11 protein-coding genes and 1 pseudogene are annotated in these 12,532 nt (G+C 54.0%); 8 read left to right on the forward strand and 4 right to left on the reverse strand.

The window, feature by feature from the left end; translation table 11 throughout:
• Positions 1 to 255 precede the first annotated feature (255 nt).
• Both DW029_RS01765 and DW029_RS11420 read left to right on the forward strand, forming a co-directional pair.
• Positions 256 to 909, forward strand: a complete 654-nt coding sequence (locus tag DW029_RS01765) for a transcriptional regulator (RefSeq protein WP_117734355.1) — start codon at positions 256 to 258, stop codon at positions 907 to 909.
• A gap of 122 nt (positions 910 to 1,031) precedes the next feature.
• The gene (locus DW029_RS11420) at positions 1,032 to 2,018 is read left to right on the forward strand and encodes a hypothetical protein (protein ID WP_118345114.1); all 987 of its coding nucleotides are present in this window, start codon (positions 1,032 to 1,034) and stop codon (positions 2,016 to 2,018) included.
• A gap of 37 nt (positions 2,019 to 2,055) precedes the next feature.
• Here the strand turns inward: DW029_RS11420 and DW029_RS01775 are convergent, their stop codons facing one another.
• Positions 2,056 to 3,495: an ATP-binding protein gene (locus tag DW029_RS01775; protein ID WP_370220039.1), complete on the reverse strand. Its 1,440-nt coding sequence runs from the start codon at positions 3,493 to 3,495 to the stop codon at positions 2,056 to 2,058.
• 251 nt (positions 3,496 to 3,746) lie between these two features.
• Between DW029_RS01775 and DW029_RS01780 the strand changes: the two genes are divergently transcribed.
• The 5 genes from DW029_RS01780 (at position 3,747) to DW029_RS01800 (ending at position 9,395) form a co-directional block, all read left to right on the forward strand.
• On the forward strand, positions 3,747 to 4,169 hold the full coding sequence (locus DW029_RS01780; RefSeq protein WP_118345116.1) for a hypothetical protein: 423 nt from the start codon (positions 3,747 to 3,749) through the stop codon (positions 4,167 to 4,169).
• Between the two features lie 180 nt (positions 4,170 to 4,349).
• The gene (locus tag DW029_RS01785) at positions 4,350 to 4,562 is read left to right on the forward strand and encodes a YlcI/YnfO family protein (RefSeq protein ID WP_233541079.1); all 213 of its coding nucleotides are present in this window, start codon (positions 4,350 to 4,352) and stop codon (positions 4,560 to 4,562) included.
• Between the two features lie 2 nt (positions 4,563 to 4,564).
• Positions 4,565 to 5,398: a GIY-YIG nuclease family protein gene (locus DW029_RS01790; protein WP_118345117.1), complete on the forward strand. Its 834-nt coding sequence runs from the start codon at positions 4,565 to 4,567 to the stop codon at positions 5,396 to 5,398.
• Positions 5,399 to 8,158: a type I restriction-modification system subunit M gene (locus DW029_RS01795; RefSeq protein ID WP_118345118.1), complete on the forward strand. Its 2,760-nt coding sequence runs from the start codon at positions 5,399 to 5,401 to the stop codon at positions 8,156 to 8,158.
• Between the two features lies 1 nt (position 8,159).
• Positions 8,160 to 9,395 (forward strand): restriction endonuclease subunit S, encoded by a 1,236-nt coding sequence (locus DW029_RS01800; protein ID WP_118345119.1) that lies wholly within the window; start codon positions 8,160 to 8,162, stop codon positions 9,393 to 9,395.
• A gap of 117 nt (positions 9,396 to 9,512) precedes the next feature.
• Here the strand turns inward: DW029_RS01800 and DW029_RS11625 are convergent, their stop codons facing one another.
• Positions 9,513 to 10,553: a hypothetical protein gene (locus tag DW029_RS11625; RefSeq protein WP_233543765.1), complete on the reverse strand. Its 1,041-nt coding sequence runs from the start codon at positions 10,551 to 10,553 to the stop codon at positions 9,513 to 9,515.
• A gap of 57 nt (positions 10,554 to 10,610) precedes the next feature.
• On the opposite strand from DW029_RS11625, the pseudogene DW029_RS01815 reads away from it, so the two are divergent.
• Positions 10,611 to 11,108: pseudogene (locus DW029_RS01815) on the forward strand (restriction endonuclease subunit S); the annotation flags it as partial.
• Here the strand turns inward: DW029_RS01815 and DW029_RS01820 are convergent.
• The gene (locus DW029_RS01820; protein WP_118345121.1) at positions 11,105 to 12,031 is read right to left on the reverse strand and encodes a site-specific integrase; all 927 of its coding nucleotides are present in this window, start codon (positions 12,029 to 12,031) and stop codon (positions 11,105 to 11,107) included. The pseudogene DW029_RS01815 and the gene DW029_RS01820 sit on opposite strands and share 4 nt — an antisense overlap.
• A complete protein-coding gene (locus tag DW029_RS01825; protein ID WP_233543766.1) occupies positions 12,012 to 12,503 on the reverse strand; it encodes a hypothetical protein in 492 nt (163 codons plus the stop codon). The genes DW029_RS01820 and DW029_RS01825 overlap by 20 nt, the downstream gene beginning before the upstream one ends.
• Between the last annotated feature and the right edge of the window lie 29 nt (positions 12,504 to 12,532).

Below are 12,532 nucleotides of genomic sequence, written 5' to 3' on the forward strand. Positions count from 1 at the left end.
GGCCTTAAAAGCGCTTATCCCGCACGCCCACGATGCAAAAAGGGGGGCACCCCGCCGGTTGGCAAAGTGCCCCCTTTACATGGTTTACCTCAACCCGGCTTTAGGCCTGGAACCAACGGGCGGCGTTGACCTCGCCGTGCTCGCAAGAGGCGCCTGAGATGTCGGCGGTCTTATAACGCAGCGACGCTTTCGTTATTTGCGAACAAGTGTGGTTTATGGCACAGTGAGCCCAAACAAATTTTTAGGAAGGCACCCATGACCCCCGCACAGATTGAGTTCTACAAGCGCCTTGCACACGGTCTGGCGCTCCAATTTGGCCCCAACTGCGAAGTCGTCGTCCACGATCTGGAAACCGAGGACGTGGACCACTCCATCGTAGTGATCGAAAACGGCCACGTCAGCGGGCGCAAACTGGGTGACGGCCCCAGCCATATCGTGTTTGAGTCCATGCACGAGGGCACCACCGACGTGCACGACCGCGAGCCATACCTCACCAAAACCACCGATGGCAAGCTGCTCAAATCGTCGACGATCTTTATCCGCAACGACGAGGGCAAGCCCGTCGGCATTTTGGGCATCAACTTTGACATTACGCTTATGAAGGCTTTTGAGCGTTCGCTCGACGCCTTTACCGGCACCGGCGGCACGGGCTACACCGAGCCCGAGCCCATTACCAAAAACATCGGCAACCTGCTCGAGGACCTGCTGCACGAGTGCGAGCAGTTTGTGGGCAAGCCCGCGGCGCTCATGACCAAAGACGAGCGTATTCGTGCCATTGGCTACCTCGACCGTCGCGGCGCCTTCCTCATTTCAAAGTCGAGCGAGCGCGCCTGCGAGTTCTTTGGCATCTCCAAATACAGCTTCTATAGCTACCTCAACGAGGCCAAGGCGGCGGCCGGCGACAAATAGTCAGCGCGCCTGCACCCCTCCCCTTTTTGGGCGCGAGTTCTGGAAAGCACGAATCCAAGACCGAGCCGCTTGGGAAGTTCCATATAATCGATGTCATTGGTATTTCGAAAGGGTGGAACAGAATGGCGTTGAGCAAGGCATCATGCACCGGTCGCGGATTGATTCCGGCAATTGATGGACATGTGCACCGCATGTTCGATGAGGGTGAAGACAACCTGTTTTCGCTGAGCCTTGACGACGTGATGGATGATCGCCCGTGGACCGCCGATGAACTCATGGGCGGCGGGGCTCGCCCGTCAAGCCCCAATCCCGCACTTGCGCCTAAGCCCGCATCTGCGCCGACTCCTGCGCAGTCGCCTGTTTCGACGCCCGCGCCTACGCCCGCACCCACTTCGGCGCCCACGCCCGCTCCCCGCCCCGCAAGCGACCCGACCGAGACGGCGGCATTTCTCGCTGCAGCGACGCAGGGCAAATCGGCCGACAGCACCGTCATGTTCAGCGCCCAGCAGTTGCCTGTTCCTGCGGCACGCAAGCCTCAAGTCACAAGGCTCGATGAGCCCGCTACCCATCAGGTGGCCTACGATTCCTGGGCTGCAGCCGATCTGGATGAGACCTCTACCGGCATGCTGGCGCTCGACGTTCCAGTTAACCCGCTTTTTGCCGCCAACACGAGCGCCGCGGACTATGAGGGCGGTGCGGCATATTCCGATTATTCCGATGGCTATGATGGCACCGGTCGCATCGAGACCGAGGATTATGGCACCGCATCGAGCGATTATCTCAACGATCCGTACGCTGCCGCGCCTGCACCGGAATATGACCCGGAGGCCGCGTCCGCACCGGCGTATACCAAAAGCACGGGCGAAGAGCTCTTCGCCGATTATTACGCCGAGGAAAAGGCACTGCGTTTCTCGGAATTTCCGCAGGCAGTCAAGGTTGCCTTTATCGCCATTATCATTGCCCTACTCGGCGTCATTGCGTTTGAGGGATTCCAGCTGTTCCGCGGCCCCACCCAAGCGGAGTCGGAGACCCAGCAAAAAGAGGACGATAACGAGTATCTGGACATCAACACCCTCAAGGGCGACCCCAACGACGGAGACGACGAGTAGCGAGGGTTAAGTGAGGGCCGGAAGAGTCGACGGCACGTTACGGCTCCAAAAGCCCTGCCATAAAGATGGGCAGATACAGCACGTCACCATCGCGGTGAAGATTACATTCCGCAAGTACCAGGGCGCGATCGATTCCGTAGCCCTTCGTTGTCAGTGCGTTATCGAGCGCCGCGTGGCACTTAAAGCTCTTGCCCGATTTGACCTCGATGGCAAACACTTCCCCATCGAACGTCTCTTCCACAAAATCGAGCTCACCGACCTTTTTGGACGTAAAGTAGCGCAATCTAAACCCATGAGCTTTGAGCTCTTGGGCAACGAAGCCCTCAAACGCCGCCCCCATGTTCATGCCAAAGGCGCCTTCCGCCTCCCCATCAAAAACGCCTTGGGCGACCCTTTTGGAATACGACGACATGAGCATTCCGGTGTCCAGGTAAAACAGCTTGAACAGATTTCGTTGCTCCCCCAATAAAAGGGGTGCAACGGGCGCCGTTACGTTATACACGGGAAGCGCGACACCCGCCTCCGATAACCAGAGAAAATGATCTGTCACCTGCGAAAAACGTTTGACACCGTTAATCGATGACAGTTTGAATCGCTTGTTTTTGGAGCCGGCCTCGCTGGGAATCAAATCATAGATATCGCGAATAACCAAGCGTAGCTCGGGCGGAGCGTACTTTGCGATGTCATCGCGATACAGGGCGTGAAGATCGCGGTGGATGTTTCGAACCTCGTCGACATTGCGCGTCGCCAAGAAGGAATTGACCGCGTCGGGCATGCCTCCCACCACCACATACTGATGGAACAGATCGAGCAAGCGGTCATACAGGTAGCCGGGGAGCTCCCCTTCATCCTTTAGACAGCCCCTGAGCATGTCAAACACGCTGGCACCAACGCCATTTGCCCAGCAAAACTCCTCAAAGTCGAGCGGGTACATCTGGACCTGCTCGACATACCCCACCGGCAGGGAATCGATGCCCTCGAGCTCAACGCCAAGGAGCGATCCGGTAAGGATGTATCGAAAGTCGCCGCGCTGGACCAGGTACTTGATAAACGTCACCACGTTGGGGCATCGCTGCACCTCGTCGATAACCACGACGGTCTTGTTCGCAACCATCGGCTGCGTCGCAGCGATAGACATGCGCATAAGCAGGTCATCCGCGCTTTTTGCCGCCAAAAACGAATCGCGCACGGACGCGTCGGCGATAAGGTCGAACGTCACGACGTTTTCGAACGATTCGTTTGCAAAGACGTTGACCAAATATGACTTTCCTACCTGTCGGGCACCCTTGACCAAAAGAGCCTTGTTAGGCGACGAGGCAAGCCAAGATTCAAACCGTGCTTTCGCTTTTCTCTGCAGCATAAGCGCACCTCTTATTACGTGCTGTTTTAGCACTAGGATACACTTTTCCGTAGTTATTAGGTGCTTATTTCGACACTTTTCCGAGGTTTTAAAGTGTGTATTACAACACTTTTCCATACTTTTATATGGGAAAATTCGACACTTTTTCGGATTTAAGCCTAACAGCAGCCGGCGAAATCAAACGCCGCCCGCGCATCATTTCGCAGGAGGCGCTTGATTTGTGTCCGCGCGCGCTGATAGACTCCATCGTGCCCGCAAGGAGCGGGCGCGTTTTATCCAGAGTCGGAGTAGAGAGTTGGCTCCACGATCCCGACGCCAACCGGCCAAGAGGCACGGTGGCCCTGCCAACATCGATGAAAGGAGTCCGTATGGACAATTTCTCTGTGCGCAGCGAGCGCAATTTCCACAACCTGGTCGTCAAGACAAACCGAATGCATCTTCTAGACGGGCCGAGCGGCCATGCCTCGGCCATGGTCAAGAACAGCCTCTCCCACCAGATGCGCTTTACCGTGCAGATGTTCGAGGAAGAGCCCTGCACCGCCGGCGACCCGCACGTGCTGCAGATTCAGCTGCTCGGAGACGATTCGCGCGAGCCGTCCAGCTGGAAGCTGTTTGCCGACGGCGCATGCATCGCGAACGGATCCGGCGCCTTTGCCCGCAAGTGTTTCTACGAGGGAGCCGAGGTGTTTTTGGACCTGTGCCGCGATGCCGTCGAGGCTGCCGCGCTACGCCAATGGAGCCAGAGAGAGTATGAGCTGCTGAGCGCGGCGCGTGGGATTGCGGGAGTGTAAGCGAACGCACCCGCCACGCGAGACCGCGACATCGTTGTTGGCAGGATTGTCCCTGCCTGACTCTTTGATTCCACGCCTGACCATATTGCCGTTCACCCGTTCGCCTCAACAGTCGCCAGCAATGCAACGCTATAATTCTGTAAACGCATTTGTATTGCATTTCGAGCGATGGGAGCGCAGATGCCCGATAGCTACAAGGAGCTCATCAAGAGCAGTCCCGACGAAACCGAGATCAGGAGCTTCCTGGTAAACGGTGACCAGGTCTCCGTGACCCTGCGCATCCCCGATACCCTGCGTGACGCTGCGAAGGAGGAGGCGGCACTGCGAGGCATGAGCTTCTCCGCCTTCGTACGCACCTGCATGATTGAAGAGCTCGCGAAGAAGGGAGCGTGAGCATGATCAGGGTTAAGACTCTCACCGTCCAGCTCATAGACGCGCAGCCGGACCGCATCCGCATCTGTCGCATCGACGGCGAGTCGCTCGTGACCGTCATCGTTCCGAGGGAAGACCTCGCCGAGGCGAAGTCGCTACCGAACATCCCGCAGCGCGGCATCTACTACCTACTCGACGAGGACCACGGCAACGTGAGCCGCGTCTATGCCGGGCAGACGACCCAGGGCATCGCCCGGCTCGACGCACACAAGGCAAAGAAGGAGTTCTGGAACAAGGCCGTCATGTTCCTCGACGATGACCAGAACATCAGCAGGGACGCACTGGACGTCCTCGAGGCAAAGGCCATCGACTACGTGCGCATCCACGGTTCGTACGAGACCGACAACTCGGCGACGCCCAAGCCCTACGTCGACCCGTACAAGGAGGAAGCCGTCGAGCGCCTGCACGAGAGGATCCTCTTCAGGATGGCGGCTCTGGGGTACGACCTCGATAGGGTCGACCAGGGCCCCGCAGGTGCGCCGACGGTCTTCCACACGAAGAAGAACGGCATACGCGGGGCGGGACGCTACGACAAGGCCACCGGGCACTTCACCGTGCTCGCCGGCTCGAAAGTGAACCTCTCGAGGCCCGTGCTGAAGAACGCGAGCGTCGCGGCCGCGCGTAGGGAGATCTTCGGCGATTCGGGCGGCATCGCAGAGCTCACCGAGGATCTCGAATTCCCGACGCCCAGCGCCGCGGCGGTGTTTGTGCTCGGCGGCAGCCAGAACGGCTGGGCCGAATGGGTAAGCGACGACGGAGAAACGCTCAACCAAGTCTATAGAAATGAGGAAAACTAGATGAACAAGCAGCAGCTGGCCTCCAAGATATGGGAGTCCGCCAACAAGATGCGCTCCAAGATCGAGGCTAACGAGTACAAGGACTACATTCTGGGATTCATCTTCTACAAGTTCCTTTCTGAGACTGAGGTTGCCCGCCTGAAGGCGCGCGACTTCGCCGAGGAGGACCTGCCCAGTCTGGTGGAAGACGACGAGGAGACAGTCGAGTTCGTCAAGGGCGAGTGCGGCTACTTCATCGCCTACGAGAACCTCTTCTCCACCTGGGTCGCCAAGAGCGGCGACTTCGAGATTTCGAATGTTCGTGACGCCCTCTCCGCCTTTAGCCGCAATATCGACCCTGCCCGCAAGCGCGTCTTCGACGGCATCTTCGACACGTTGCAGACCGGCCTCTCCAAGCTCGGCACCGACGCACGGAGCCAGTCCAAGGCCGCTCGCGACCTCATCTACCTCATCAAGGACATCCCGATGGACGGTCGCCAGAACTACGACGTGCTCGGCTTCATCTACGAATACCTCATCAGCAACTTCGCCGCCAACGCCGGTAAGAAAGCCGGCGAGTTCTACACGCCGCACGAGGTGTCCATGCTCATGAGCGAGATTGTCTCATGGCACCTGGCCGGACGCGAGAACATCACCATCTACGACCCCACGAGCGGATCGGGCTCGCTGCTTATCAATATCGGCAAGGCAGTGGCGCGACGCAACGGCGACCCAAACTCCATCAAGTATTATGCGCAGGAGCTTAAGGAGAACACGTACAACCTCACGCGCATGAATCTGGTCATGCGCGGAATACTCCCCGACAACATCGTGGCGCGCAATGGCGATACGCTCGAAGACGATTGGCCTTGGTTCGATACGGTCGAGAACAAGGATGAGACCTACAATCCACTGTTCGTCGATGCCGTGGTGTCGAATCCGCCCTACTCCCAAAACTGGGATCCGGAAGACAAAGAACTCGATCCGCGCTTCAAGTTCGGCGTTGCCCCTAAATCCAAGGCCGATTACGCTTTCCTTTTGCATGATTTGTACCACTTGCGCCCCGACGGCATCATGTGCATCGTTCTGCCCCATGGCGTGCTGTTCCGCGGCGGCGAGGAAGGCACTATTCGCAAGAACCTGGTGGAGAATCGTCATATCCAGGCCATCATCGGGCTCCCTGCCAACATTTTCTTCGGCACCGGCATCCCGACCATCGTCATGGTGCTTCGCAAGCAGCGCGAGAGCAGCGACGTGCTGGTCGTGGATGCGTCGAAGCACTTTGTGAAGGAAGGCAAGAACAACAAGCTGCGCGCGAGCGATATACGCCGCATCGTGGACGCGGTGACAACCGGGGCGACCGTTGAAAAGTTCAGCCGCCTGGTGACTATCGACGAGATACGCGCCAACGATTACAACCTCAATATTCCGCGCTATGTGGATTCGTCCGAAGCCGCTGAGAGCTGGGACGTGTACGCCGCCATGTTCGGTGGAGTTCCGAAGGCCGAAGTCGACGCTCTCGACCGCTACTGGAAGGTGTGGCCGAGCCTGAAGGGCCAGCTTTACGGCGATGACGGCGGGTCGTGCCTTGCTTCCGTGACGGACGACGTGGCAGCAACGGTGAAGGCCAACGCCGACGTCGCCTCATTTCTGGGCGGCTATCGGGATACGCTGGCCCATCTGCCTGAGGAATTGCGAAAGCGATTGGTTGATGGCGCGTTGCAGGTCGATTCCGTGGCCGAAGAAGAACGTATTGCAGCACGGCTTCGCGATGCCCTTCATGATGTCGCGCTTGTTGACGGATATGATGCCTATCAAGCTCTCGACGATGCATGGACGGGCATCTCCGGTGACCTCGAGATTATCCAAACCGAGGGTAAAGAAGCCGTGCGCAAAGTCGATCCGAATATGGTGATAAAAAAGAAAGACGGAAAGGAAACTGAAGTTCAGGACGGCTGGATTGGTCATGTACTCCCGTTCGAGCTAGTGCAAAGCCACATACTCACAGCCGAAGTTGCCAAAATAGACTCGATGGAGGTGAGGCTGTCCGCCATATCCTCGTCTTGTTCTGAATTGATTGATTCCTTGGACGCCGAGCAGCTCGACTCTCCAGTGATTAACGATTCAAACGATGCATTCGTCCTCAAAGAAATCAATGCCCATCTTAACAGCGAGATGAAATATATCTCCTCTCCAGCGATTCATGACCTGGAAGAATATTTGAAACTTCTTGATCGAAAAGCAAAAAAGCAAGAAAAGCTAGCCTTCATTGAAAAGCACCCTGAGGTTTCCTGGCAGGAAATGGAGTCAAACAAAGACGGAACTTACGGCAAAGCAAAGGTTGCATCCTATATAGGAAAGCTAAAGCTGGCAGTAGGCTTTCCCATCGATAGCTTTGAATACGTCCTTGCACAAGCGAAGGAGCTTCTCGACGAGGAGAAGTCACTCAAGAAAGCAAATAAGGAAGCGAAACTTGCGCTCGAGAAAAAGACCAAGGAGGTTATCGAGGGCTTGACCGACACCCAATGTGACGAATTGCTTGCTGCAAAGTGGATTGAGCCGCTGCAATCTGATTTGCTCGAGCTGCCCAATGCTGTCGTAAGCGATTTCATCGCAAAGATTGTCGCACTGAACGCAAAGTACGCGACAACCTATTCGGACGTATGCAACCAGATTACTGAGACGGAAAACGAGCTGGCGGCGATGCTAGGCCAGCTCACGGGCAACGAGCACGATATGGCAGGCATTGCCGAGCTGCAGAAACTGTTGGGAGGTGAATAGCATGGCTGAAAAGATCAATGTGCCCGCAATCCGCTTCGCTGGCTTCGTTGACCCTTGGGAACAGCGTAAGTTGGGGGAATTAGGGCGTATCGAAACTGGAAATACTCCACCGACCGATAATGAGGCTTATTATCAAGTCGATGGAATGCCTTGGGCCACGCCTACAGACATCGATGGGACTCCATGGCTACGTACTGAAAAAGCATTGAGCGAATTAGGTATAGCTGTCGCTCGTACCGTGCCCGCTGGGTCCATTCTTTGTACATGTATCGCGAGTATCGGAAAGAACGCAATTACGCAAACAACCTGCGGTTTCAATCAGCAGATTAACGCCCTAGCACCGAAAAAGGATTATTACGATTCGTATTTTCTTTTTACGGAAAGTGTTATTTGGTCTGACCAAATGAAGAAATCCGCCGCAGCGGCAACCATGCAAATCGTCAACAAAACCGAATTCTCAAATCTAGAAACTTCAGTGCCATCGCTTGAAGAGCAGCGGCAAATCGGCTCCTTCTTCGCAGAATTAGACAACCTCATCACCCTTCATCAGCGTAAGTTTGAGAAACTTGTTCAGTTAAAGAAATCGATGCTTGATAAGATGTTTCCCAAACCGGGTGAGCGATTCCCCGAAATCCGCTTCGCCGGCTTTACTGACCCTTGGGAACAGCGTAAGTTGGGGGAACTGCTTCTTTTCCAAAATGGTTTTAATGGCTCCAGCGAGTCATTTGGAAGCGGGATTCCGCTTATCAGTGTCATGGATGTTCTTGATGATGAATTCATTACGCACGAGACAGTAAGGGGCAAAGCTCGCCTAAATTACGAAGAAGCTAGCCGCTATTGTGTTGAGTACGGTGATGTACTGTTTCAGCGCAGCTCGGAAAATCAGGAGGATGCCGGAACGTCGAACGTGTATCTTGACCAGCATGTTCCATCCGCTTTCGGAGGATTCGTGATAAGAGGTAAAAAAGTCGATGAGTATAACCCCATTTTCATTAAATATCTTCTTGGTTCCTCTTTAATTCGCGAGCAAATTACTCACAGAGCTCAGGGCGCTCAACATATCAATGTGTCGCAGGATACCTTAGCCGATGTTGTTCTCTTGATGCCCTCCATGCGCGAACAGGAGGCTGTCGGATTGGTTTTCCTCCATCTCGCTAACCTCATCACCCTTCATCAGCGTAAGCTTGAGTTATTGAGGAATACTAAGAAATCGCTGTTGGATAGGATGTTTGTTTAACAACCATCGTGAGTTGTTTCTAGTTTCGAGCCCCAAAGCCGCCGATTTCGCTATATCGAATCGGCGGCTTTTCTTTTTGATGAGGAAAATTATGTCGCTCGCGGTGTCGCCGAACTGTCACTGATGAAGGGTGATGAGGGAGTCAAGCTCGGCTAAGCTCTTCGCAATTGCCTTCTGCTCGGCGTGATCGGCAGGCACGGCGAAGAACGATTGTGAAATCAGATTCCAATCTGCGCGAGGCATCTTAGAGCCCGAAGATACATTTGCGAGCCTTTGGAAGTTGTTCGTTTGAATCAGCCGATACAAAAATGAACTGTCACACTCTGTTGCCCTAAGGATCCAAAAATCACCAACAGCTACACCATTGAACTGCGGGTATAGCCAATTCATCAAATAAGGACGAAGCTTCCCGTATAGAACATCTCCGGCGTAAAACTTAATTCCTGTTTTGCCGCCTTCTTTGTCGCGCAAATCTTTGTTCAGCGTGCCCTCGCCGGAAACGATGTCCTCGTATTCGACTTGAGGCAAATCGGAATCGCTTGACTGAATGGAGACCCTGTCGGTCAGATCGGAGAACTTACGCTGTTCCCAGGCGAAAGACCAGCTGAATGGTGCCTTTCTGCGCTCACGCTGATGAAGGGTGATGAGGGAATCAAGTGCGTTCAAAGAAGTGCCTATCGCGGATTGCTCCAATGCTGTCGGGAAGCAAATTTGCGTATCTTGCAGAGCTGTCTTTGAGATGGAAACGACTTTAATTCCCTGCATCAAGGGCAATAGCTGATCATGGTACGCAGGGGCGTTCAAGTAATGGCCCAAATAACCAGACCCAAAAGGAAATTTGGGGCGCGCAGGTATTGTGTGCAGGCCGGAAATAACGGGCTCATTTGGCAGTTTAACCAGTTCAACGCATTTTCCCGCAGATTCGTCTTCAGCCGTGTCGGCAAAAATAACGTCGCCTATGCGAAGCGTCGAGTTCGCGTATTTCGAAAGTATCGACTCGTCGTCGGCGAAGGGCAATTTACCCGAATCGAGCCCAAGGCAATCGCCAAACTTAATGAGAATGTCTCCATAATGGATGTTGCGGGCGCTGCCGCTTTCGGAATTTAAATCAGCACGAGATAGCGTGTTATTTTGCAGAAAGTCAAAACAGTCTCCCAACTTACGCTGTTCCCAAGCGGTTATCCAGATTGAACGACTCCATCTTGGGAACAGCGTAAGTTGGGGGATTTTGGCTCTGTTGCCATGTGCAAGCGCATCTACAAAGAGCAAACCTCGGAGCAGGGCGATATTCCGTTCTTTAAGATTGGAACTTTTGGTGCGGATCCAGATGCCTTCATCTCCAATGAGTTGTTTGAAGACTTCAGGCATACCTATCCGTATCCAGCCCCGGGCACATTATTGATATCGGCTGCAGGAAGTATTGGGCGGGTTGTTGAATACCAAGGTGAAAAGGCATATTTCCAAGACTCAAACATTGTATGGCTCGAACATGATCATAGACTGAACGATGCATTTCTCAAGCCTTTATACTCGCAAATTGAATGGGGCTTAGAGGGAAGCACGATTAAGCGGCTTTACAACAAGGACTTACTGAGCGCAGAAGTCACTATCCCAGACGATAGAGAACAAAAAGTAATTGGCCAATTCTTTGCCAAACTCGATAACCTCATCACCCTTCATCAGCGTGAGCCACGGTTTGCTGATGCAGGTTAAATAAGAGTCGAGAGAGCCCTCATGACGATGTCAATGTCCTTGTTCTCAAGCTCTTGAATGACGTGCAAATAGGTTTCCTGAGTGGTGGTCATGCTTGCATGCCCGAGCCTTCGGGATACGCTGGCGATGGAGACGCCGGCGAACAGCAAGAGTGATGCATGTGTATGACGCAGCCCGTGGACGGATATGGTGGGCACGCCAACATTTTTGCAGTGGCGCGCTAAAACGCTGTTAGCCGTCGAGTTGTAGACCTTTCCCTTCGCAAATATGGGCTCAGTCGGCGGAAGGTCTTTGAGCAGCCCAGAAAGTTGCATGATGAGTTGCCAGTCGAGTTGAACCTTCCGCATCGATGAGGCGTTTTTCGTGGGGACGAATCCGCCACCGTTCTTGTAATCCCAAGTCTTGTTCACCGAGAGCGTTTGATGGGCGAAGTCAAAGTCTTCGGGAGTAAGTCCAAGGGCCTCGGAGAAGCGCAAGCCCGTTTTAGCGACTATCAGAATAAGCCAATCCCAACTCGGCCCGCCTGATAAATCAAGGTCACCGAGCATGGCATGAAGCTCAAACTGGTTGAGATACTTGATCTTTTTCGCCCGCGGCTGTTTCCCTTTGATGATGGCCTTGCGCGTAGGGTCGCGGGGAATGAGTCCTTCGTCAACTGCATCAAGGATCGCCCCCTTAAGCTGATGGTGGAAGTCCATGGTTGTCTGGCGCTCGTGGTGTTCTGCGTAACCATTGATGAGCTGCTGGTACGAGGTCCGGTCGAGATCTTTTATCTTGAGGTCTGGAATCAGCTTGGCAAGCCAAGACTGCGTGAGCCGGTACTTTCCCATGGTGACCTCACGGATGGCCCCTTCTTTGTAGACGCTAATCCATTGCGAGTAGTAGTCGCAGAAAAGAGATTCTTCATTGATACCGATTGGCATTTTTACCCTCTTTCATCATGTGAGTTGGCTCACGCTGATGAAGGGTGATGAGGCTATCCATTGAATCGATTGCCGTCCCTATAGCTCGCTGTTCGTCCAAAGACGGCACTAAGGTCGACTCTTCGAGGAAGTCGGACGACACAAGCTCATGCATCATGGTGGATGCTTTTGTGGAGCGCGTTAAAACGTCCTTCATCAGTTTCTCGTTGTTGATGGCGTGCTTCCAGTAAGCGAGATCGAAATTATTGCCAACAGGTCGAAATACCTTGAAGACGTGGGAGACTATGCCATCGCCAATTGTGTTTTCAACGAAACGGCCATGGGCAAAACGCTTGCTTCGATTGCCTTCAAAGGCGATGTCACCAAGACGCATTACATTGTAAGTTGCTAAATATGAGTCCTCAGTCACGTATACGACAGAATTGAAATACATGTTCGCAACGGAAATTATCTTATCGCGGCCGAAGCTCATATCGTTCTTTTCAGATACGGGTCGATATA

This window comes from Collinsella sp. AF38-3AC (genome assembly GCF_003474365.1).
In the GTDB taxonomy this organism is placed as follows: domain Bacteria; phylum Actinomycetota; class Coriobacteriia; order Coriobacteriales; family Coriobacteriaceae; genus Collinsella.

Coding starts and splice junctions, on each gene's coding strand:
- DW029_RS11420 (WP_118345114.1), top strand. CDS start 1,032: ATGGCGTTGAGCAAGGCATCATGCACCGGTCGCGGATTGATTCCGGCA.
- DW029_RS01790 (WP_118345117.1), top strand. CDS start 4,565: ATGATCAGGGTTAAGACTCTCACCGTCCAGCTCATAGACGCGCAGCCG.
- DW029_RS01825 (WP_233543766.1), bottom strand. CDS start 12,503: ATGAGCTTCGGCCGCGATAAGATAATTTCCGTTGCGAACATGTATTTC.
- DW029_RS01800 (WP_118345119.1), top strand. CDS start 8,160: ATGGCTGAAAAGATCAATGTGCCCGCAATCCGCTTCGCTGGCTTCGTT.
- DW029_RS01795 (WP_118345118.1), top strand. CDS start 5,399: ATGAACAAGCAGCAGCTGGCCTCCAAGATATGGGAGTCCGCCAACAAG.
- DW029_RS01775 (WP_370220039.1), bottom strand. CDS start 3,495: ATGGAAAAGTGTTGTAATACACACTTTAAAACCTCGGAAAAGTGTCGA.
- DW029_RS01765 (WP_117734355.1), top strand. CDS start 256: ATGACCCCCGCACAGATTGAGTTCTACAAGCGCCTTGCACACGGTCTG.
- DW029_RS01820 (WP_118345121.1), bottom strand. CDS start 12,031: ATGCCAATCGGTATCAATGAAGAATCTCTTTTCTGCGACTACTACTCG.
- DW029_RS01785 (WP_233541079.1), top strand. CDS start 4,350: ATGCCCGATAGCTACAAGGAGCTCATCAAGAGCAGTCCCGACGAAACC.
- DW029_RS01780 (WP_118345116.1), top strand. CDS start 3,747: ATGGACAATTTCTCTGTGCGCAGCGAGCGCAATTTCCACAACCTGGTC.